Origin of the sequence: Pontibacter pudoricolor, assembly GCF_010092985.1 — a bacterium.
GTDB lineage: Bacteria > Bacteroidota > Bacteroidia > Cytophagales > Hymenobacteraceae > Pontibacter > Pontibacter pudoricolor.
On record NZ_CP048106.1, the window covers coordinates 2,756,884 to 2,778,050 of the forward strand.

The 21,167-nt window shown below is 44.4% G+C and carries 21 protein-coding genes; 6 read left to right on the top strand and 15 right to left on the bottom strand.

Annotated features, from left to right (window positions below):
• From GSQ66_RS11790 to tsf, 6 genes are all read left to right on the top strand, one after another.
• The gene (locus GSQ66_RS11790) at positions 1-2,238 is read left to right on the top strand and encodes a M56 family metallopeptidase (protein WP_162427660.1); all 2,238 of its coding nucleotides are present in this window, start codon (positions 1-3) and stop codon (positions 2,236-2,238) included.
• Between the two features lie 9 nt (positions 2,239-2,247).
• Entirely contained in the window at positions 2,248-3,483 is a 1,236-nt protein-coding gene (locus tag GSQ66_RS11795) for a TlpA family protein disulfide reductase (RefSeq protein ID WP_162427661.1), read from the top strand.
• A 272-nt stretch (positions 3,484-3,755) separates the two neighbouring features.
• Entirely contained in the window at positions 3,756-4,205 is a 450-nt protein-coding gene (gene rplM, locus GSQ66_RS11800; RefSeq protein WP_162427662.1) for a 50S ribosomal protein L13, read from the top strand.
• A gap of 6 nt (positions 4,206-4,211) precedes the next feature.
• Positions 4,212-4,598, top strand: a complete 387-nt coding sequence (rpsI, locus tag GSQ66_RS11805) for a 30S ribosomal protein S9 (RefSeq protein WP_162427663.1) — start codon at positions 4,212-4,214, stop codon at positions 4,596-4,598.
• 21 nt (positions 4,599-4,619) lie between these two features.
• The gene (rpsB, locus tag GSQ66_RS11810; RefSeq protein WP_162427664.1) at positions 4,620-5,387 is read left to right on the top strand and encodes a 30S ribosomal protein S2; all 768 of its coding nucleotides are present in this window, start codon (positions 4,620-4,622) and stop codon (positions 5,385-5,387) included.
• A gap of 165 nt (positions 5,388-5,552) precedes the next feature.
• The gene (gene tsf / locus GSQ66_RS11815; protein WP_162427665.1) at positions 5,553-6,389 is read left to right on the top strand and encodes a translation elongation factor Ts; all 837 of its coding nucleotides are present in this window, start codon (positions 5,553-5,555) and stop codon (positions 6,387-6,389) included.
• 74 nt (positions 6,390-6,463) lie between these two features.
• On the opposite strand, the gene GSQ66_RS11820 is transcribed toward tsf, so the two are convergent.
• From GSQ66_RS11820 to deoC, 15 genes are all read right to left on the bottom strand, one after another.
• Positions 6,464-7,429 carry a HEPN domain-containing protein gene (locus tag GSQ66_RS11820; RefSeq protein WP_162427666.1) on the bottom strand — a complete coding sequence of 322 codons (966 nt, stop codon included), beginning with the start codon at positions 7,427-7,429 and terminating at the stop codon, positions 6,464-6,466.
• Between the two features lie 49 nt (positions 7,430-7,478).
• Positions 7,479-7,721 carry a hypothetical protein gene (locus GSQ66_RS11825; RefSeq protein ID WP_162427667.1) on the bottom strand — a complete coding sequence of 81 codons (243 nt, stop codon included), beginning with the start codon at positions 7,719-7,721 and terminating at the stop codon, positions 7,479-7,481.
• Between the two features lie 136 nt (positions 7,722-7,857).
• Positions 7,858-9,666: a MutS-related protein gene (locus tag GSQ66_RS11830; RefSeq protein ID WP_162427668.1), complete on the bottom strand. Its 1,809-nt coding sequence runs from the start codon at positions 9,664-9,666 to the stop codon at positions 7,858-7,860.
• A gap of 3 nt (positions 9,667-9,669) precedes the next feature.
• Positions 9,670-10,092 carry a RidA family protein gene (locus GSQ66_RS11835; protein WP_162427669.1) on the bottom strand — a complete coding sequence of 141 codons (423 nt, stop codon included), beginning with the start codon at positions 10,090-10,092 and terminating at the stop codon, positions 9,670-9,672.
• A 106-nt stretch (positions 10,093-10,198) separates the two neighbouring features.
• The gene (locus tag GSQ66_RS11840; RefSeq protein ID WP_238395659.1) at positions 10,199-11,302 is read right to left on the bottom strand and encodes a DUF4097 family beta strand repeat-containing protein; all 1,104 of its coding nucleotides are present in this window, start codon (positions 11,300-11,302) and stop codon (positions 10,199-10,201) included.
• Positions 11,295-11,930 (bottom strand): hypothetical protein, encoded by a 636-nt coding sequence (locus tag GSQ66_RS11845; protein ID WP_162427670.1) that lies wholly within the window; start codon positions 11,928-11,930, stop codon positions 11,295-11,297. The genes GSQ66_RS11840 and GSQ66_RS11845 overlap by 8 nt, the downstream gene beginning before the upstream one ends.
• 20 nt (positions 11,931-11,950) lie before the next feature.
• Positions 11,951-12,511, bottom strand: a complete 561-nt coding sequence (locus GSQ66_RS11850) for an RNA polymerase sigma factor (protein WP_162427671.1) — start codon at positions 12,509-12,511, stop codon at positions 11,951-11,953.
• A 487-nt stretch (positions 12,512-12,998) separates the two neighbouring features.
• Entirely contained in the window at positions 12,999-14,576 is a 1,578-nt protein-coding gene (amaB, locus tag GSQ66_RS11855) for an L-piperidine-6-carboxylate dehydrogenase (protein WP_162427672.1), read from the bottom strand.
• Between the two features lie 159 nt (positions 14,577-14,735).
• Complete coding sequence (locus tag GSQ66_RS11860; RefSeq protein ID WP_162427673.1) at positions 14,736-16,253, bottom strand: Do family serine endopeptidase; 1,518 nt, start codon at positions 16,251-16,253, stop codon at positions 14,736-14,738.
• Between the two features lie 185 nt (positions 16,254-16,438).
• On the bottom strand, positions 16,439-16,954 hold the full coding sequence (locus tag GSQ66_RS11865) for an Hsp20/alpha crystallin family protein (RefSeq protein ID WP_162427674.1): 516 nt from the start codon (positions 16,952-16,954) through the stop codon (positions 16,439-16,441).
• A 164-nt stretch (positions 16,955-17,118) separates the two neighbouring features.
• The gene (locus GSQ66_RS11870; RefSeq protein WP_162427675.1) at positions 17,119-17,913 is read right to left on the bottom strand and encodes a DUF2490 domain-containing protein; all 795 of its coding nucleotides are present in this window, start codon (positions 17,911-17,913) and stop codon (positions 17,119-17,121) included.
• A gap of 7 nt (positions 17,914-17,920) precedes the next feature.
• Positions 17,921-18,466 (bottom strand): hypothetical protein, encoded by a 546-nt coding sequence (locus tag GSQ66_RS11875; RefSeq protein ID WP_162427676.1) that lies wholly within the window; start codon positions 18,464-18,466, stop codon positions 17,921-17,923.
• A gap of 9 nt (positions 18,467-18,475) precedes the next feature.
• Positions 18,476-19,663 (bottom strand): M20 metallopeptidase family protein, encoded by a 1,188-nt coding sequence (locus tag GSQ66_RS11880; RefSeq protein ID WP_162427677.1) that lies wholly within the window; start codon positions 19,661-19,663, stop codon positions 18,476-18,478.
• 295 nt (positions 19,664-19,958) lie between these two features.
• Entirely contained in the window at positions 19,959-20,465 is a 507-nt protein-coding gene (locus GSQ66_RS11885) for a sporulation protein (protein WP_162427678.1), read from the bottom strand.
• On the bottom strand, positions 20,449-21,114 hold the full coding sequence (deoC, locus tag GSQ66_RS11890) for a deoxyribose-phosphate aldolase (RefSeq protein WP_162427679.1): 666 nt from the start codon (positions 21,112-21,114) through the stop codon (positions 20,449-20,451). Before deoC ends, GSQ66_RS11885 begins: the two co-directional genes overlap by 17 nt.
• Between the last annotated feature and the right edge of the window lie 53 nt (positions 21,115-21,167).

Below are 21,167 nucleotides of genomic sequence, written 5' to 3' on the forward strand. Positions count from 1 at the left end.
ATGCCTGAACTGCTTTTATACTTGCTTAAAGTAAATGTGGCGCTGGTACTGTTTTACCTGGCTTACCATGTTGCGCTTCGTCGGCTCACCTTCTACCACCTTAACCGGCTTTTCCTGGTGTTTGGAATCGTGTTCTCTACGGTGTACCCACTTATAGACTTATCGGAGCTGTTTGCATACAACCAGCCTATTGCCAATGCCTATATAGTAACGATACCTGCCTGGGCCCTGACAAGCCAGACTATAGCACAAACCCCAACATTCGATTACTGGCAACTGCCGGTGTACCTCTTCTGGGCCGGGTTTATAGTTATGCTGGGGCGGTTTATAGTTCAGTTTATATCGCTCTACAAAATTCACAAAGTGTCGGAGCCGGCCAACTATAAAAGCATTGACTTCAGGAAGGCTACAAGTATAAACCATGCTTTCTCTTTCTGGCAAACCATATACCTTAACCCCGAGCAGCACAAACGCGACGAGCTGGAACAGATACTGCACCATGAGCTGATACATATTACCGGCTGGCATACCCTGGATGTGCTGCTGGCAGAGTTGAGTACTGTGTTTTACTGGTTTAACCCGGGCGCATGGCTCATGAAAAAGGCTGTGAAAGAAAACCTGGAGTTTATTGCCGACCAGAATGTGGTAAACACCGGAGTAGATAAAAAAGAATACCAATACCTTTTACTGAAAGTTGTAGGCGCCACGCAACCTCAGATTGCCAATCAATTCAATTTTCCATCACTAAAAAGAAGAATTGCCATGATGAACAAAATGCCTACCTCAAAAGCTAACCGGCTCAGGTTGCTGATAGCTTTGCCACTTGCAGTTACCCTCTTATTTGCTTTCCGGAGTGCTGCAGAAGTTGACGTATCAGATATGACAGGCTACACTAAACTTGGTCCTGATATTTATATTAAGCAAGGCCCTACTTTCCAGTCTGCCTGCTGGACAGCTCCCAACACATTAACTATAACTCCTGTAAATGGCGGTAAGACAGAAAACTACCAACTAGACAATAAGCAGGACATAGCTACAGCAATTAGTAAATATGGCTTATACCTGCCTGACAATGAGCTTTACGAAAAGCTTACAGCCAGCAAACCTGAAGCTACGAAACAGAAAAACGCTGACACAGAGAATACGCAGGGCGATAAGCTTCCAAAAGAGCTTGTTCAACATCTAAAGAAAAACCCTGCTGTAAAAAGCGTACGAGGCAAAGTGGTAGACAACAGAAATGCAGTGGTAATAGGCCTAAAAGGAGGTGGCACTGAAGTATATTACCTGGATGACGCTAAAAGTATAGCCGAGCTTGAGAGAAAATACAATTTACCAGAACTGCCACCACCCCCACCACCTGCACCTGCAGCCCCGGACGCCGAAGAATTACCTCCACCTCCGCCACCGGTTAGGCAAGAACAAAACCAGCTAAAAGCCCCAGCCGGAGTAGTTTACTATATTGATGGTAAGGAAGATAAAAGCGAAGCTTACAAAAACCTTGACCCTAAAGAAATCCACAGTGTTAATGTATACAAAAATGAAAGCGCTGAGAAAGTATTTGGGAAAAGTGCAGCCAAGGGTGTAATCTCTATCATAACAACGAAGAACAAAGACTCCCGACAGGTTCAGGAGTTTATGCAGAAGTTGCCAGCACTTCCTGCACCGCCGCCGCCAGTAAAGGAGCTACCTACACCGCCAAGCGGCCAGGGTCAAGCTTTTATATTTAGCCCAGCTGGTAATGATTACTATAAAGACAACCTGCCTGAAGACTATATAGCTTTTCTGAAGCGGAACCCGCAGGTAAAGCAGGTAAGCTGGAAGTTTACGGATAAGAAAGAATATAACCTGGAATCGGTAGTGATATTACTAAAGTCTGGCAAAAGCGAAGAATATCATTTTAACCAAAACTATACAATACCTGCCCTCGAAGAAAAGTATGGTGAACTACCTGCTTTGCCAGCTCCTCCACCGCCTGTGAAGGCCAAATCCACTATAGATAAAAGGGAATCATCTGTAACCAAGCCGGTAAAAAGAAACACATATGCACAACTAGACACCCTGAAAGGTACAGCTGCACAGATCAGGAAAGTGCTTTATGAGAGGCAAAAAGCTGGTGAACCACCTGTTGATAATCTTATCTTATTCACTAAAAACAGCAAAGGCGAAGGAATAGATGTTTTCGCAAAGTTAAACGGGACTAAAATTGAGAGTGTAAAGGCTTTAGCAACAGCCAACTAAGCGTAGCACATGATGCTCTCATATTTTACTGCATATTTGCTTTTTAACCTCCTGGTTTATAGTTCAAATCAGGAGGTTATTAATGCTACCACTGCCCAGGACACTAATTACAGGATTTTAACACAGGTAAGTAAAAGGCTCAGCGAACTGAAGGCTATCCGCTACCAATATAAAAGAGAGCTAAATTATGCGTCGGAAGATTATTTTCATGAACTGGTAGTAGATACCTATCTCGAATTTACACCAACTGATAATACCTTAGGCTTCCGGTACCAAGCAGATGATGAGCAGCATTTTCAGGTAAATAATGGATCAGAAATATTCATCCTCAACAAAAATAGCAAAGCAGCAACTATAGACAGGAAACCAACGCTGAACAGTGTTCAGCATGTATCGTTCTTATATAACTCTCCGGTTACATTGCGCCACATGCTGCCTCATATACTTAAGGACAACACCATTACCAAAACTGTAACTGATACTACGCTTAACGGCAACAACTATTACGCTATCAGCTTTGAGCTAAAGGATAAAGCCATGAATAATGTCAATGGTTACAGAGAACTGGTGACAGGCGTAACTATACGATACCAACTGCTGATAGACCCGACTAACTACTTCCCGGTAGAGGTACTACAGCGCAACACCCTGAATAACGATTTTATCAGAACCCGCTTTACAACTATAGATTTTACACCCGTTGCACCTTCAATGGATTCCTGGTATTATTCCAGCTACTTAGGAGAATATAAGACCAGTACTCAAATCAGCGAAAGTAAGCCTGAAAGCAAGGAGGAAATAGTTTTAAAAGTAAACGATGCTGCAAACGATTTTGCCCTGAACATGCTGGATGGCTCAACTATAAAGCTGTCTGAGCTAAAAGGGAAAGTGGTACTGATCAATTTCTGGGCTACCTGGTGCGCTCCGTGCCTGCTGGAGTTTTACGACTTTCCAGCAAAGATTATAGAACCCAATAAAAACAACGACTTTGTGCTGCTGCCAATCTCAAGGGGAGAAACGAAAGAGAAAGTAGCTAAGAAGATGGCAGATCTGAAGAAAAAAGGCATCGACTTTCCTGTAGGCGTTGACCCTGACGAAGTAATCTGGAAGCAATATGCCACGGGCGGTATTCCTCAGAATTTCCTGATAGACAAAAATGGCCTGGTTCGCTATGTATCTGTGGGGTATGGAAAAGAGAACATAGAAAAACTAGCTAAGAAAATCCAGGAACTTCTGAAGGAATAACAGCTCGCAAGGTGTACGCTTATAGATTATCTCACACCAGCACCATAACTATAATAATGGTGTGTTTTTATAGTTACCCCGTTACCCATAACCCCCTGACAGGTAAGTACAACCTATGCACTGCAACTATAGTTAGCCGGAGCTATTGCCTTGATTTCCGGTAATTTACAACGCACTGTTGCATATAAAATAAAATGAGATTATCTTTGTGTCCATTTTCGAGAACCGAAATAACAATTATTCAATAAATAAATCGCTTACTACCACCAAAAATGGACCATTTAAGTTATAAGACCCTAAATGTCAGCAAGAAGACAGCCAACAAAGGCTGGGTGATTGTTGATGCAGGGCAAGGAAGCTTGGGTCGCGTGGCGTCTGAAATCGCCAAGATCCTGAAAGGCAAGAACAAGCCTTCGTACACGCCAAACGCTGACTGCGGTGACAACGTGATCGTTATCAACTCTGATAATGTACGTTTCACAGGTCGCAAGTGGGATCAGAAGTACTACCTGTCGCACACTGGTTACCCAGGTGGTCAGAGAAGAACTTCTCCACGTGAGCTAAAGGCTAAATCATCAACGCTGCTCGTAGAGCGCGCAGTTCGTGGCATGTTGCCTAAGGGCCCACTAGGTCGCGAGCTATTCCGTAATCTTCATGTTTTTGCAGGTAGCGAGCATCCATTTGCAGCTCAGCAGCCTAAAGAATTAACCTTCAACATCTAATAATTAATGGAAGTTATCAATACATCCGGTAGAAGAAAAACCTCGGTGGCACGTATCTATATGACGGCCGGGCAAGGGAATATCACTATTAACGGTAAGGATATCAAGGCGTACTTCCCTAACGAAGTATTGCAAACTATAGTAAATCAGCCGTTTCAAACCTTAGATCTGATTGGCAAGTACGATGTTACTGCTAATTTAAAAGGTGGTGGTGTAAGCGGCCAGGCTGAGGCACTAAGACTTGCTATCTCTAAAGCCCTGGTAGTTGAGAACGCCGAGACTAAGTCAGTTCTGCGTAAAGAAGGTTTCGTAACACGTGACCCTCGTATGGTAGAGCGTAAGAAGTTCGGTAAGCGTAAAGCACGTCGTTCATTCCAGTTCAGCAAACGTTAATATTAAAGGTGTATCAACAACATGGCAAGTACTAATTATAAAGAATTACTGGAAGCTGGTGTACACTTTGGACACCTTACCAGAAAGTGGGATCCGAAAATGGCTCCGTATATCTTCATGGAGAAGAACGGTATCCACATCATTGACCTTAACAAGACGTTAGTTGCGCTTGATGAAGCTACTTCAGCTATCAAGAACATCGCTAAGTCTGGCCGTAAGATCATGTTCGTAGCTACTAAAAAGCAAGCACAGGACATCGTGGCGGAAGAAGCAAAGCGTCTTAAAATGCCTTACGTTACCGATCGTTGGTTAGGCGGTATGCTTACTAACTTCGCTACTGTGCGTAAGTCTCTTAAGAAAATGTCTACCATCGATAAGATGATGAAAGACAACACGGCTTATGCAGCTATCGCGAAGCGTGAGAAGCTTATGCTTTCTCGTGAGCGTGAGAAACTGGAGCGTGTTCTTGGCGGTATCGCTGATCTGTCAAGACTGCCTGCAGCGTTATTCATCGTTGACGTGAAGCGTGAGCACATCGCAGTTAAAGAAGCACACAAGCTTAACCTGCCTGTTTTCGCTATCTGCGATACTAACTCAAACCCTGAGACTGTAGACTTCCCAATCCCGGCGAACGACGATGCTTCAAAATCAATTTCCCTGATCGTTTCTATCATGGGTAAAGCGATTGAAGAAGGTCTTTCTGAGCGTAAGGTTGACAAGGAAGAAACGGAGCGCAAGCGTTCTGAAGACGAAGGCATCAAGGCTAAACAAGAAGCTGACGAGCAATAAGAACTTGTTCATATTGCAAACTATATCAAACTGAACATTGGGCAAGCTGCTTCAATGTTCAGTTTGTTTTAGGGGTTCGGGGATGTATAACTTATGTTAAACCATACGCCTCCCCTGCTACAGAAATTCTTAATTATTAATTCGTAATTCATAATTATAAAAATCATGGCTATTACAGCACAAGACGTTAACAGACTTCGCCAGGAAACTGGTGCTGGTATGATGGACTGCAAAAAAGCGCTTACTGAAGCAAACGGCGACTTTGAAGCAGCTAAAGATATTCTGCGTAAGCAGGGACAGAAAATTGCCAGCAAACGTGCTGACAACGAAACTTCTGAAGGTATTGTATTAACTCAGGTTACGGCTGATGGCACAACTGGTAAAGTTGTTGCTATTGCCTGCGAAACTGAGCCGGTATCAAAAGTAGAAGACTTCAGAAACCTTGCACAGGCAGTTTTAGATGCAGCTGTTTCTACGAACGCTACTTCTAAAGAAGAATTACTTGCTACGCCACAGGCTGATGGCCGTTCGCTTCAGGACCACATCACTGACCTGATGGGTAAGATCGGTGAGAAAATTGATGTTGCATCTTACGAGACTATCACTGCTGAGAAAGTTGTAGCTTACAACCACTCTAATGGTAAATTAGGTGTACTTGTTGGCCTTAACAACACAAACGGTACTGATGTAACTGAAGTTGGTAAAGATATCGCTATGCAGATCGCGGCTATGAAGCCAATTGCTCTTGACAAAGACGGCGTTGATGCAGCTACTGTAGAGCGTGAAATCGAGATTGGTAAAGACCAGGCGCGCCAGGAAGGTAAGCCAGAGGCTATGCTTGAGAAAATTGCTCAGGGTAAACTGAACAAGTTCTACAAAGAAAGCACGCTGCTTAACCAGGAGTTCGTTAAAGATTCTTCTTTAACTATAGCTCAGTTACTTGAGAAGACCAGCAAAGGCTTAACAGTTACTAACTTTAAGCGTGTAGCTATCGGTGGTTAATTAGCCCCAAAGCATATAAAATAAAAAAGCCCGCTGATGAAGCGGGCTTTTTTATTTTATATGCAATATGCTGCTCAATTAGAAAGAGAATATTCAAATCTATATTCGACCTTATTTTCACTAATCAGATACCTTATCAGGGATATTAATATAGATGTTGCGAAATGGAGGTAATCCCAGTATTCAATTTCAAAGTTATCGTAGTCATCACTAAACTTAGGGGGAAAGTTGATTTCTCCATGTACAAATCTTGATCTGTAGTTGTATAGCTTATCTAGTTTTTTCTTATAATCTAAAGGTTGCCCAAGTATAATTGAAGATTTAATCTTTATTTGATTCATGATATTTGTATTACCTTCAGCCAAAAGAGCTTCTATTCCTAACACTGTCCAAAAAAGTATAGAGGTGTCATGCTCGTGCAAAGCTGAAAACTGATATGAGAAAGCATTAATAGCCCTATGAAGTTTATTTTTACTACAACCATCAGTATGCAAACTATTATCCTTAAACCAAGCTAAAGTCTTAGACAATTCTAAAGTTGTTATTTTTGGCCAACCAACCTTTAAAGCATGTTCATATGCATAATCAATTGTACTTAATAGTATTTCGCTTTTACCTAAATATGAATGATCATTTGAAAGAATCACACCTTCCAAAAAATCTACTTTAGTTGCATAAGTTAAGCTAATCAATAAAGACAATTTGGAAATGATATTATCAGCTTTTATTTCAGCAAAAATTTTATCATCTATAGTATATACTAAGTTTAATTCAATTTTAATAAAGGTATTAGTAGCTCCAACTCTAAAGAAAGAATATCCTTCTGATATAAGTTCTATTTCTTTATTTACCTTTCCTTCAATTGAAGTGTCAATTATATGAAAGCTAAGGCTAGCAATATATTGATGCCCTACTTCATAATCTATTAACTCTCTAATTTGGTCAGTCTCTGAGAGTTCATGAAAGTCTTTGAGAAACCTTTCAAATTCACTATTAAGTTTAGGTATTTCAGGCCCTCTAATTGGGATATAAATTATCATTGAACACAGATTTCAGAAAATAATAGTAGGAGTTTAAATAGATTAATAATTACCCATTCCTTCTCACTGTACTCACAAACGCATCGCGCATATCTACGAAGCGATTCACCACAGCTTCAATAAATTCATCATCCAGTAAGGCAAGGGCGCCTTCATCTCCGTTCACTTCGGTTTCTTCAATTTTGTAGATCTGCTCCAGGTTGGCTTTCTCCAGTTTCAGGATATACTTTCCGTTATAAGAATGTAAGGTGATCTTTACATGTGGATTTGGGATGTCTGCTACTACTCTCATAGTTTATATGTGCTGTTTAGTTAGTTTTGTTAATGTTTAAATCGGGACAAGAATAACCCACCCCTGCCCCTCCGAGGAGGGGAATTAAAAATTCTTTTGTCCTTTGTCAAAAACTCTATTGTCGATAAAACTATAGTTACTCCTCAATGGCAATGCCCATCAACTGCATAAGTTTGCTAGCGTTAAAACTACCGCAAATGCCGCGTTGCAGTTTATAGTCAAACAGGATTTTATCGCCTTCTATCGTGCTATTAAAACTATAGTTTTCTACGCTGCCAGCCAGTTCTTCTTCCATAGCACCAAGTTCCAGGTCGTGTGTCGAGATCATGCCGGAACTATAGCGGTTATGCAATTGCCTAATCAACGCCATGGCTCCTAAATGCCTGTCGCGGGAGTTGGTACCTTTCAGAATCTCATCCAGCAAATAGAAGACGGGTTCGCCCTGTTCGGTCATATTCAGCAGTATACGCAGGCGCTTCAGTTCGGCATAAAAAGACGAGGTACTTTCGGCAAGATTATCTACAGTGCGCATGGCGGTGTAAACCTGTGCAGGAGCAACGCGCAACTTACGGGCACAAACAGGCGCACCGGCAAAAGCCAGCACCATGTTTATACCCACCGTCCGCAGGAAAGTAGTTTTGCCAGACATGTTAGAGCCGGTAACTATAATGGTGTGCCCTACTCCCTGCATCGAAAAACTATTGGCAATACGTTCCGATACAAAAATAAGCGGGTGCGCCAGCTGCTCCGCTGTAAACTCAAAAGGCACATCACTGATCTCTGGTATGGCATGTGCAGGGTTCGCGTACTGGTGCGCAGCTATGCTGGCTATAGTTTCGAAATTGGCCAGCACATCCAAAGAGCCTTTTACCTGCTCCAGGTAACGGTCGCGCCAGTTCTCCAGCCGGTACATCCATAGGAAATCCCACATCAGGATCGTGTTCAGGAAGAAAGCCATGAGCGTGCTCAGCCTGTACGAAAAGAAATCGATGATGGTAGCCAGTTTGCCTAACGCTACGGATGACTTTACATTACCTACGTGCAGCTGCTTTTGTAAATCAACGAGCATCGGGGCATGGAACTGGTGTTGTTCAATATGCTGCAACTGTTTTGTATAGCTCTGCATGGCTTCGTAGATAGCAATGCTGTTGTCGTAAAATGCATCCCGCTCAATCCTGTACTTATAAGCCAACAACGACTGCACCACCAGTAAGCCAACAGCCGGATAACCGGAGTAACCATAAAACCACGCAACTATAGCCACCAGCGTAACTATAGGAACTATAAAAATCAGGGGCTTCAGGTAGGTGTGTTTGCTGTAGAAGCGGTTCTCCTGTAGCCAGGCAAAGAAATCCTCCTTACTTTCCTGTATGTGTTTATAGTGCCGTGGTGTTGCCAGCAGGTTTTGCAGCCAATCTATAGCAGTAGTGCCGGCAAGCTCAGCCACAGCCTCCTGACGCTGTAATATCTCCGTTTTAGATGCTCTGTGTTGCAGCCAGGCTGCCAGCTTTGCTTTGCCTATAGTTGTAACCGATCGGTTTATAAGCTGGAAAAGTGAGTTTGACCCAAAAATATCGAGGTCAGAGGTATACGGGTGATGATCATCTGTAAATTCACGTCCGCTTTCGAGTTTGCTGATGTTACCTTTCAGGCGGTCCAGTTCTTCGAGGTTAAGTTCGTGCAGTAAGCTCAGGTGTTGTCGCTGATACTCCAGGCAGGTGTGCCAGCGCATGACAACTACAAAAAGCATATACCCGACAACTATAGCAAGGGCACCCAGCAGGGTATTACCGGTACTAAAGAAATGGTAAGCTGCTGCAACGCCGGCCACAAACAGGAACACGCGCAACCACGACACACGCGATGCCTTGCCTGCGGCTATAGTTTCCTGTTGCTTAAAAGCGGTTGCCCGCGAACTATAGATCTCTGATGGATTATGCTGCATGTGTTAGATAGTAGCGATGCACTTCAGTTCGATAGCAATTGGCGTTGGCAGGCTGCTGATCTCTACCGTAGTGCGGCAAGGCTGGTTATCCTTAAAATACTCGGCGTAAATGCGGTTATAGGTCGCAAAGTCAGCCTTCATGTTTGTCAGGAATACGGTTACATCTACCAGTTTATCCCAACCGGAGCCGGCATCTTCTAAAATGTAACGCACATTCTGGAATACGGAGCGGCACTGAGCTTCGATGTCGTAAGAGGTAATGTTTCCGGCTTCGTCCAGTTCAACACCAGGTATCTTTTTAGTGCCGCGCTCGCGGGGGCCAACACCAGATAAAAATAACAGGTTGCCAACTTTGCGCGCATGCGGATATAGCCCAACCGGTTCGGGGGCTTTGGATGAATTAAGTATCTCTTTTTGGTTTGCCATAGTCAAATATAAGCAATGTGACCTAATATACCCTACCTAAACGCAAAGAGCCGGCGCTTGGCCGGCTCTGAACTATAACAAAACAACATTACACAAACAGGAAGATCTATTGGGTAAACCTTACGTCGCCGTACTTAGAGGTGATGGAAACAGCTGCTTTAGGCGAGGCTGTGCCAAACCGACCTTTATAGTCTGCAGAGGTATAGTCCTTTTCTATTGAGGTAAGGTTAACCAGGTCTTTGTTAACCTTAAAATCGCCATACTGCACATTTACATCAAAGTTAAAGGCAGAGTTATCGGCAAAGTTAAGCGAGATCGGAAGGTAAGTACTTGCCAGCCTGATGTTTCGAACGTTACTGCTGATGTTATTTACGCGGAACGAGCCGTATTTCATATCCATGTTTAGCTCTTCGCCCAGCTTGCCTATCGTTAGCTCGCTGTATTTACTGTAGCCTTTCAGATCTTTTGCTTCTGAAAAGTTGATATCAAAATACGCTATCTGTAAGTTGCCGCCGTTTATATAGCCGCAGCTACCAGAACCATACGTTAATTTAAGATTGTTTTCTGCGTTGCCCATACGGTCGCTTTTCAGGTTACCATATTTCATATCAACATTTACTTTACCTTTCAGGGCTGCCAGGTATACATCTCCATAGGTGTTTTTTACAGTAAGCGCATTGCTCTCAGGCATGTAAATCGTATAGTTTATCTCTGATGAGCTTGGGCCCGACAGCCTAGACTGCTCGTAGACTGTTCTTAGCGAGATGGTATTGCCCTCTCTCCCCTCTTCAATTTTCATGCGGCTCAGCATCTCATTTACCTTACTTTCAGACCCGGCCCTGGCGATCATATCTACCTTCACCTTTATCTCATTCTTGTTCCAGGTATTTACATGCACCCGGCCAAACTTATTGCTGATGTTCAGTACATCAGAGCTGTTCACTTTGTAGGTCTTCTCAAATGTTTTCCGCTTTTCGGCATCGTACATAGCGCCTGCTGCGGGTTGTATGTTAATATTTGGCTGCACATTCGTCCGGATGTGAGGTACAACTATAGTTCTGACATTCGGGATAACTATAGCTACAGCTCCGTTAGGGCATGGTGCAGCCGGGGGTGCAGGCTGGGATGGTATATCCGGCGCTTGGCGACCGAGTACCATAGCAGGTGCCATTACAAGCATAACGGCCAGGCAGCGTAAAGATCTATACATTAGTTTCATTGCTTAAAGGTTCTTCGGTTGTTGTTTGCTTTTGGAGTTTTTCAATTTTCTGGAGCACTTCCAGTTGGCGATTCAGCACCTCGATCCGTAGCTGCAGATTCTGGATCATGGCGTTCATCACTTTATCAGAGTTAGGGCTTGTTAGTAATTGCTTTTTTAGTTGAATGTAGCTGCTGTCAAGGCGTGCTATTTCGCGGTCTATATCGCGTTTTTCATCCAGGCCGAGCACTTTCATGTCGTATTCGCTCAGCTCTTCGCGTTTATCTTTTAACTGGCTGGTATAATAGGCTTCTACCTCTACCAGTTCAGGGGCAATTTTATTGATAGCGGGCTGGTTTACGGCGGCAATCGTATAGTTACCATCGGCTGTACGCTCTTTGGTTATCCACAGCGTAAGACCGCAACCTATAAGTAATAATATAGCGGCTGCTACCCGCATAAAAGCCATGTTACCACTAAAGCTGAAACTATCGCCAAAGCTGAACTTAATTACTTTGGTAGTCTCTTTGGGCTTCGCCGATATCTCCTGACAGATCTCCTGCCAAAGCTCCGGCCGCGGCTCGTACACATCGAAATCATCCCGATGCTCGCTTACAAAATCTTTCAGTCTATCTTTCATTTTCGTTGTTGTTTGTTTAATCAGGCCGCAAAATGTGGCGCACTCATAATCTCCAGTAGTTTTTTCCGGGCTCTGCTGTACTGCGACTTAGAAGTAGATTCCGAAACGCCCAGTATCTCTCCTATCTCGGCATGATCATAACCTTCCAGCAAGTATAAGCTCAGCACAACCCGGTACCCGTCTGGCAACCGTTGTATGGCGCGGCGCACGTTTTCCACCTGCCATTCTGTGTCATCATCTTCGCTTATGTCATCGGCTACTTCGGCGGCTACGCGTTCATCCATGGGCACCAACTCTGCACGGCGCTTCCGGATTGCATTGATAGAGGCATTTACCACTATTTTTTTGAGCCAGCTTCCGAACGAGGCTTCAGACTTATAGGCGTGTAGGTTTTTAAAAGCGCTGATGAAGGCTTCCTGAAGTACATCTTCAGCTTCGGCGTAGTCGTTAATGATGCGCATGCTCACGTTAAACATGGCCTTGGAGTATAGCTTATATAGTTCGTACTGTGCCCGGTTGTCGCCACCCTTGCACCGTTCCACTACATGCTGGTTTACGTCCTGATAAGTAGATGTCTCCAAGTTACTCCAGTTTAGCTATTCTGTTTTTTTGTTACGTCATCAATGGCTTTGCCGCCTTCTCTCCTTCATTGCTTTCTCCCTACTTCCACACTAAAGACAAAAGCATTAAGGTGAGGTTGCATCAAGTTGCAAATTTTTACTGATATTTTTCCGTTGCCTCGGCGCTACCTATAGTTTACCACGTTGCAGCACCGTATTCACAAAAAAAGCCAGCCCTGTAGCAGGGCTGGCTTCTATAGTATATTTTGTCAGAATCAGGATTTACAGGATTCAGAACTGGCGCCGGTATCTACCCGGTTCCGCACAGTGGGTGAGAGCCTCCGGACTCGCTGCGCTATAGTTGCAAAACACGGCCTTTCTTAATTTATACCTATAGTTTCATAATGGAGACGCAAGGTATTGCGTCTCTACATTCTGGCTAATCCGTTAATTTCGCCTCAAACTATAGTTTCAGCCTAATCCTAAAACCCTTTCAATTTTAAAAGTCTTAGTCCATGATATCGAATTTGATACCTTGTGCCAATGGCAGTTCGCGGCTATAGTTTATTGTGTTGGTCTGGCGGCGCATGTAAATTCTCCAGGCATCAGAACCAGACTCGCGGCCGCCTCCTGTATCTTTCTCGCCACCAAAAGCTCCACCAATCTCAGCACCAGATGTACCGATGTTCACGTTGGCAATACCACAGTCAGAACCCCAATGGCTCAGGAATGCTTCGGTTTCCAGAAGGTTGGTTGAGAAGATAGAAGAAGACAGTCCCTGCTTCACGCCATTCTGTAACTCGATCGCATTTTCCACGTCGCCGCTGTATTTGATCAGGTAAAGAATCGGAGCAAATGTTTCTTCCTGTACCATTTCGTAATGGTTTTCGGCCTCTACTATAGCTGGAGTTACATACGTTCCCGTTTCGTATCCGGCTCCTGACAAGATCTCACCACCAGTAAGCACGTTGCCACCTTCCTTCTGCACATGTTTTAAAGCACCCTGGAAAGCCTTTACAGCATCCTTATCGATGAGCGGTCCAACCAGCGTAGTGCTGTCCAGCGGATGGCCAATAGGCAGTTTAGGATATACTTTAAGCAGGCGCTCTTTTACCTGTTCGTAAACATTTTCGTGGATGATCAGGCGGCGGGTGGAGGTACAACGCTGACCGCAGGTACCAACCGCACCAAATACGATCGCATTCATCGCCATTTCCAGGTCGGCATTTTCAGTTAGTATAATGGCATTGTTACCACCAAGCTCCAGTAACGATTTACCTAAACGCGCACCAACTGCTTCGCCTACTTTCTTACCCATTCTGGTAGAGCCTGTTGCCGAGATCAATGGTAATCTTGTATCATTAGCCATTAAGCTGCCTATTTCAGCATCGCCGATGATCACGTTAAAGATACCTTCCGGCAGGTCGTTTTCGGCTAACACCTCTCTTATAATGTGCTGGCAGGCTATCGCTGTTAATGGTGTTTTCTCAGATGGTTTCCAGATCGTTACATCGCCACACACGCCGGCAAGCATCGCATTCCAGCTCCAAACGGCTACCGGGAAGTTGAATGCTGAGATAACGCCAACTATACCAAGCGGATGGTATTGCTCGTACATGCGGTGCTGCGGACGCTCCGAGTGCATAGTATAGCCGTGCAACTGGCGCGACAGACCCACTGCAAAATCGCAGATGTCGATCATTTCCTGCACTTCGCCTAAGCCCTCCTGCAGAATTTTACCCATCTCGTAGCTCACCAGTTTGCCAAGTGCTTCTTTGTGCTCGCGCAGCTTATCGCCTATCTGGCGCACAATTTCGCCACGCTTTGGTGATGGCACAGTGCGCCATGTTTTAAAAGCCTGTTGCGCTGTAGTTACCACCTGCTCGTAATCTTCGGCAGTTGCCATGTTTACGGTTGCAATCAGGCTGCCATCTGCCGGCGAAAGAATATCGCGTGTAGTTCGCCCTTCTTTTCCGCCCCACTCAAGGCCGGTACTATAAGCAGGGTTAATTTCTTTGATACCTAACTGGTGCAGCACATCGGCTATATCCTGTTTAAGCGGCATTTCATCTATGGTCTGTTTCATAAGTTTTTACTTTGTGATTTTTTATACTTTATTCTCCTTTTTATAAGGAAAAGCTCTGATCTATAGTTCTGACCAACAAATTGATCTTATACAAAGCTAAAAAATAAAAAAGCTTCTGCAAGGCTGCAGAAGCTTTCTGTTTGTAATGTTAACGGTTTCTTAACCTTTACCGATCGGGTAATAAGCTTTCAGGCCATCAGGATAAACACCTTCAATGTAAACTACACCACCTTCAAAGCTTTTCAGGTGTTTTTCTACATCAGCAGGCTCATTTACAGGGTATTTATCGATTCTGGTAATAATAAACCCATCTTTAATACCTGTTTCGCGGAATTTGCTGTTACGAACACCTGATATTTTGGCACCGCCATCTATACCCAGTTTGTTCATTTCCTGCTTGGTTACCGGCTCAAACGTAGCACCATCAAATGTTACTGCTTTGGCAACGGCACGTTTCGTAATCTCGGTGCTGGAATTCAGGTTCTTCAGCGTTACGTTCGCTGTTTTCTCTTTTCCATTACGCAGGTACTGTACTTTTACTTTATCGCCAGGACGGTAACGGGCTACCTGCTCCAGCAACTGCGACGATTTACTAATATCTACCCCATTTATGGCGGTAATCACGTCGCCTTCCTGTAAGCCGGCTTCTTTGGCACCGCTGTTTTCTGTTACTTTAGCGATATAGACACCATTCAGGGTCTTAAGTCCTTTTTCTTTAGCTAAGGCTGCATCAATTTCCTGGATGTTTGCCCCAAGCAAGGCGCGCTGTACTTCACCATATTTCAGGAGGTCATCCACTACTTTGCTAACTATAGCAGATGGCACGGCAAACGAATAGCCGGCAAAAGAACCTGTTTGGGAAGCAATAGCTGTGTTAATACCTACCAGGTCGCCGTTCAGGTTTACAAGTGCACCGCCTGAGTTACCAGGGTTTACGGCAGCATCTGTCTGTATAAACGACTCAATGGTCATATCTACCCCATTCTGAGGCATTTCGCGCTGGTTAGTGCGCAGTATATTTATATTACGGCCTTTGGCACTAACTATACCGGCTGTTACAGTAGAGGTCAGGTTCATTGGGTTACCAACGGCAAGCACCCATTCGCCAACCTGTAGCTCATCGGAGTTACCATAACGGACAACCGGTAACTTATCGGCGTTTATTTTAAGCAGGGCCAGGTCTGTATTGGGGTCGGTACCAACCAATGTCGCTTCAAACTTGCGTTTATCGTCCAGCACCACTTCAATTTTATCAGCTCTGTCTATAACGTGGTTGTTGGTAACTATATAGCCATTAGATGCCACTATAACGCCCGAGCCGGAACCCATTTGCGGGCCACGTGGCACACGCTCGCCAAAGCCATCGCCAAAGAACTCGCGTAAAAACGGATCCATCGGGCTGCTATAGTTTTCTGATGAGCGGACACTGTACTCCGTCATAACGTGTACTACGGCCGGCGTTGTTACCTGTGCAGCTTTAATAAAGTTAAGTCCTTCGGGTACCGCATTGGTGCTGCTGCGCATCTCGCTGGTGTAGCGAACATTCGGGTAGCGGGTTTCTTCCTGACTTGTATTTTGTTGATTGTCGTCTTCCAGCAGCTTATAGCTACCTACCGCAACACCACCGCCCAATAAAGCAGAAAGTGTGAGGCCAACGATAAACTGTTTAGTCTTCATGTACAGAATAAGGTTTTTAGGTTAATATGGTTTTAAGTTAATATATAGGTAAGGCTATATTGAATAGTATAACGCTATTGTTGTATACGGTAGTACACTACACTTGGCGAAACATGTTACCTAAGTTATAAACAACAAAAAAGAGGCCAAAGTTTTTTAGCCTCTTTTTTGCTTATAGTTCTTTATCAGGCTTCTACAGATTTTCCGTTCTCTGTAGTTTTAGCCTTTTTAGGTTTTGTAGGTGTAGTTTCGTCCCTGTCTTCTTCCGATGAGATGTTGATCTGTCGCTTCATAGTTTTATGCTCATCTTTCGGGATAGAAACCATGAGCATACCATTTTCCATTCGTGCTTTTATTTTATCCGGATTTACATTGTCTGGCAGGTAGAAAGAGCGGTTAAAAGTGCCGTATTGCGTTTCCAGCATCTGGTAGCGACGTCCATCACCTTCGCTCTTTTCAAATCTGCGCTCCCCTGTTATAGTTAGTCTGCCCTCCTGGAAATCAATGCTTACATCCTCTTTCCGAATGCCTGGCAGCGCTACTTCAATTTCATAGCCATTCTGGGTTTCGCAGGCATCTACGTGCGGTGTAAAGCTGGTTAAACCTTTTGAGTTTACAGACTCATTAAAAAATCTGTCTAACATAGAACTGAACGACTGAGGCATGTTGTTTTCCATGCCTGTATACCTGTTAAGTGCCATAGTTACCTCCTTTTTATAGTTTGTTTATAGTTCTGAAATCTATTTACAACTATAGGACAGTAAAAAATATGCCAACAGAATAATCCTGACTAATCCTGAAACATTGTCACTGCTTAAAACACCAACACGGCTAACCACCTGACTATTTAGCAGTTACACAAAGCCTAGTAAGTAATACTGGCAGTTTCCGGGGTCCGGTTTAGTGTATACTTTATCTCCAGCCCAACTATAGGTATGATGCGGTTACGTTTAGTTGTATAGCCCTCCTGCAGCAGTTGGCCGTCTTCGTCAAACTCAGGTGGCACCATTACATAGTAGCGATCTGTCTGGCGCATAAAGTAGGGGTTAATGCGTAGTTTTTCGGTTAGCTCATAGTTCAGGCTCAGGCGCAGGCGGGTGCGGTCTACAAAACGTTTCTCTTCATTTTCATCTTCTTCCTTCCCGAACTCAGAGACAAGAAGCACCTCGTAGCTTACAGATGGTGTGATAAATTTATTCTTCAGAGGCAATCGCTTGCCCAGTTCGCCAGTCAGCCTGAAGTTGCCGAATGCCTCCATTTCATCCTGTATCACATACTCGAAAAGTAACTGCTTGTTAAAGTACAGGCTTTTCAGGTTACCATTGTGCCTGATAAACGGTGACAGGAAAAACGACTTTGGGAAGTTCTCGGCTGCATGGCGAACTATAGCTCCACCCCGCCAGTGTTCCGACAAGGTATGCTCATACCCCAGGCTCAATTCAATGCGCTCAAAGTTACTGAGCAAACCGGAATCGTTAAGATCGTTGTAGCGGCTGTCGGTGTTAATGTGGTATTGGTTCTGCAGAAACAGCAAGCCGTCTTCACCTAAGCCGGCACTCAGTTGTAGTTCCGGCCAAAGCGTGGTTGGCAAGGTAAGCTTACTCTGCGCCTGTGTTAGCAGCGGCAACAGCAACAGGAGTACGAGGAGTTGTTTTTTCATCCGGGTTTTAGCAGCAATTATAGTACATAACCACTTTTTGTAACGCTTTGGAATAAGCTATCCAGCGACCATCTTCTTTCCCTAACAGGTAGTAAAAGCCAATACTGTTTGGGTCACTTTTTAAATCCTCCCAGGCAGTTTCATCCGCATAGTAAGGGTCAAATTCCATTCCCGACTTTATAGCTGGAGTTGCAAAATTCTTTTCTTCAAAAAAGGTATCAATGCGGTTCAGGATAAACTTATCCCACTCTGCCGGGCTTGCATTTTCCGGAAGGTCATAATTTATCAGGTCAATTGCAGCAAACTTCTCCTGGTATATGAGCTCACCCTTACTGCTATGGATCTCAAAAGTCACATCCGCTGTCTGTACAGAATCGCCTTCCAGTGTAATTCTAAAAGTATCTTTGGTTGCCGGGTCGGAGAAAGCATGTTGCTTTACTGACTGCTTGATAATGTTAGTGCTTACCTCCTGCGTTTTCGCTTCTTGCTTACGTTCTTTTGAGGTACAGGCAAGCAGCAACATACATAAACTTAAAACCAGCAACTTTCTCATAACTATAGTTTAAGACCTTAATTCCTGCAGAGCTACAAAAGCCATCAGGCCAATACTTGTTTCCAGGGCAGTTTCATCAATATCAAACGTCGGCGTATGCACTCCTGAAATAATGCCACGGGCTTCGTTACGGGTACCCAGCCGGTAAAAGCAGGCCGGAACTTCCTGCGAGTAGTACGCAAAATCTTCGGCTCCCATCCAAAGGTCAAGGTCCACAACGTTCTCTTCGCCTAAATATAGTTCGGCAGCAGTACGTGCTCTGCCAGTCAGTTCAGGGTCGTTCTGCAGGAACGGATAACCGTTCTTAATATCGATATCGCAGCTGCCGCCCATACTTTCGCAAAGTCCTTCGGCAAGTTTCTTTATTTTCTGATGCGCCTCTTTTCGCCAGACCTCGTTCATCGTCCGGAAAGTGCCTTCTATCTTCACTTCATTCGGAATTACGTTAGTAGCGCCTTTGGCTTCTATTTTCCCAAACGTTAGCACTGTCGGGGTTTTCGGACTGGCATGGCGGCTCACGATCTGCTGTAAAGCAACTATAAGGTGCGCTGAAATAAGCACCGGATCGATGTTCATTTCGGGCATGGCTGCGTGGCCCCCTTTGCCTTTAACGGTTATATAGATCTCATCGGCACTGGCCATGTACATACCAGCCCGGAAACCAACTTTACCAGCCGGCAACAACGGAAACACATGCTGCCCGATGATGCCTTCCGGAGCCGGATTCTGCAACACGCCTTCTTTTATCATGATGGAAGCGCCACCCGGAAATTTCTCTTCACCCGGCTGAAACACCAGCTTTATAGTTCCTTCAAACTCGTTGCGTAGTTCCTGTAAAATACGCGCAGCACCCAGCAACGACGCCGTATGTACATCGTGCCCACAGGCATGCATCACGCCTTCTTTTTTTGATCTATACTCTACCTCATTGGCTTCAACTATAGGCAAAGCATCCAGGTCAGCGCGTAACGCTATAGTTCTCCTTTCCGGGTTCTTACCTTTTATTAAAGCTACCAGGCCGGTTTCCGCCATTGTTTCAGCAACTATACCATAACTTTCCAGCGTCTGTTTTATATAGGCTGCCGTATTATATTCTTCGAAACTAAGTTCCGGATTAGCGTGAATATGGCGGCGCACCTGCACCGTATCGGGTGCATACGCTTTTGCCAGTCCTTTTATTTTATCTGCTGTGTTCATTTGTTCTATTGCTGTAGGGGAAGGATGAGCCTACGCCTCCCGAGGGATAAACCCTTTAAGTTCTCTATTTTTTGTCATCCTGAAAGGATCTTGTGCGTCAGTAGCATAGGTTTAACCTCCTTTCCACCAAGTTTCTTTACAGAATGACAGAAAGTTCAGTTGGGCCAGACAACCCAACTATAGTTTGTTACTAGCCTGGCCGGTCACTACATTCCTCAACTAAAGGTAGCAAAAATAAAAAACGTTGCGAACCTGTTTGGCTGCAACGTTTCATTTATAGTTTGTTATAGTTATTCTACTTGATATTGATCTGATCCTGCACGATCTGGGCATTTGGTATCAGGTCTGAGATCTGGTTTAGCACCTGCTGCGCTTCTAATCTGCTGAAAAAATCGCCAACCTTTAACCGGAAATTCGGCTGGTTGTAAGTCAGATAATCTTTTACTTCCGGTACCCGCCTTGCAATAGACTTACGAAGATCCATGACCGTTTGCCTTTCAGAACCATTATAAGCCAGAATCCTGTAGCCTTGGGCGTATTTGATGTTCTTATTCACGCTTGCTACCGTATCCATCAGCACAGCAACTTTGTCGTTTACGTGGTGTGTTGGTTCCACGCGTGCTGTAGTTGTAGCTGCATCAGCAGCCGGGTAAGTCGGGCGGTAAACACTCAGGTCTTCCACCACTTTATCTTTGCCACCAGACTTCACAGTTTTATCCGAAGTGCTTTTTGCCGACGACGACGCACAGCCTGATGCAATAACTATAGTTAGCGAGAGTAAAAAACTAACGATTCTGTTCATGGGAAACAATTTGAATACTGGCCGAGCAACCTAACCTGTCGGCGCCCGCCTTTATTAACGCCTGCGCATCTTCGAATGTTCGGATGCCACCGGCTGCTTTAATTTTAATGTGTGCCGGCAATACGCGGCGCATCAATTCTATATGTTCTACGGTTGCGCCTTTAGCCGCAAAGCCCGTTGATGTCTTCACATAATCCACGCCAGCATTTACACAAAGCTCACAGGCCTTTACAATTTCATCTTCTGTAAGCAATGCTGTCTCGATGATCACTTTCAGTTCAGCCTCTTTTAAATGGCAGTATTTAGCCAGTTCGCTCAGTTCATTTTCTACTTCGCTGAACTTTCCCGATTTAAAAGCCGAAATGTTAATTACCACATCTATTTCATCTGCGCCGTCAGCAATGGCCTGGTGCGTTTCCAGGAACTTTACTTTCGGGTGATTGTAACCTAACGGAAAACCAACTACAGTGGCCACTTTTACACCAGAGTCGGCCAAGCGCTCTTTTGAGGCAGCAACATAACAAGGCGGTATACAAACTGCTGCAAAACTATAGTTGCGGGCCTCATCGCAAACCTGTAACACCTGCGCTTCTGTAGCATCAGGTTTTAGTATGGTGTGGTCTATATAAGAAGCAAGATTTCCTGCCATAGAGTTAGACGTTAAACAAAAGGCTAAAGACTTCTCTTTTTACCTTTCCAGCA

Bases quoted from the DNA above. Each gene is read 5' to 3' on its own strand.
- GSQ66_RS11790 (WP_162427660.1), top strand. From the start codon at position 1: ATGCCTGAACTGCTTTTATACTTGCTTAAAGTAAATGTGGCGCTGGTA.
- GSQ66_RS11795 (WP_162427661.1), top strand. From the start codon at position 2,248: ATGATGCTCTCATATTTTACTGCATATTTGCTTTTTAACCTCCTGGTT.
- rplM (WP_162427662.1), top strand. From the start codon at position 3,756: ATGGACCATTTAAGTTATAAGACCCTAAATGTCAGCAAGAAGACAGCC.
- rpsI (WP_162427663.1), top strand. From the start codon at position 4,212: ATGGAAGTTATCAATACATCCGGTAGAAGAAAAACCTCGGTGGCACGT.
- rpsB (WP_162427664.1), top strand. From the start codon at position 4,620: ATGGCAAGTACTAATTATAAAGAATTACTGGAAGCTGGTGTACACTTT.
- tsf (WP_162427665.1), top strand. From the start codon at position 5,553: ATGGCTATTACAGCACAAGACGTTAACAGACTTCGCCAGGAAACTGGT.
- GSQ66_RS11820 (WP_162427666.1), bottom strand. From the start codon at position 7,429: ATGATAATTTATATCCCAATTAGAGGGCCTGAAATACCTAAACTTAAT.
- GSQ66_RS11825 (WP_162427667.1), bottom strand. From the start codon at position 7,721: ATGAGAGTAGTAGCAGACATCCCAAATCCACATGTAAAGATCACCTTA.
- GSQ66_RS11830 (WP_162427668.1), bottom strand. From the start codon at position 9,666: ATGCAGCATAATCCATCAGAGATCTATAGTTCGCGGGCAACCGCTTTT.
- GSQ66_RS11835 (WP_162427669.1), bottom strand. From the start codon at position 10,092: ATGGCAAACCAAAAAGAGATACTTAATTCATCCAAAGCCCCCGAACCG.
- GSQ66_RS11840 (WP_238395659.1), bottom strand. From the start codon at position 11,302: ATGTATAGATCTTTACGCTGCCTGGCCGTTATGCTTGTAATGGCACCT.
- GSQ66_RS11845 (WP_162427670.1), bottom strand. From the start codon at position 11,930: ATGAAAGATAGACTGAAAGATTTTGTAAGCGAGCATCGGGATGATTTC.
- amaB (WP_162427672.1), bottom strand. From the start codon at position 14,576: ATGAAACAGACCATAGATGAAATGCCGCTTAAACAGGATATAGCCGAT.
- GSQ66_RS11860 (WP_162427673.1), bottom strand. From the start codon at position 16,253: ATGAAGACTAAACAGTTTATCGTTGGCCTCACACTTTCTGCTTTATTG.
- GSQ66_RS11865 (WP_162427674.1), bottom strand. From the start codon at position 16,954: ATGGCACTTAACAGGTATACAGGCATGGAAAACAACATGCCTCAGTCG.
- GSQ66_RS11870 (WP_162427675.1), bottom strand. From the start codon at position 17,913: ATGAAAAAACAACTCCTCGTACTCCTGTTGCTGTTGCCGCTGCTAACA.
- GSQ66_RS11875 (WP_162427676.1), bottom strand. From the start codon at position 18,466: ATGAGAAAGTTGCTGGTTTTAAGTTTATGTATGTTGCTGCTTGCCTGT.
- GSQ66_RS11880 (WP_162427677.1), bottom strand. From the start codon at position 19,663: ATGAACACAGCAGATAAAATAAAAGGACTGGCAAAAGCGTATGCACCC.
- GSQ66_RS11885 (WP_162427678.1), bottom strand. From the start codon at position 20,465: ATGAACAGAATCGTTAGTTTTTTACTCTCGCTAACTATAGTTATTGCA.
- deoC (WP_162427679.1), bottom strand. From the start codon at position 21,114: ATGGCAGGAAATCTTGCTTCTTATATAGACCACACCATACTAAAACCT.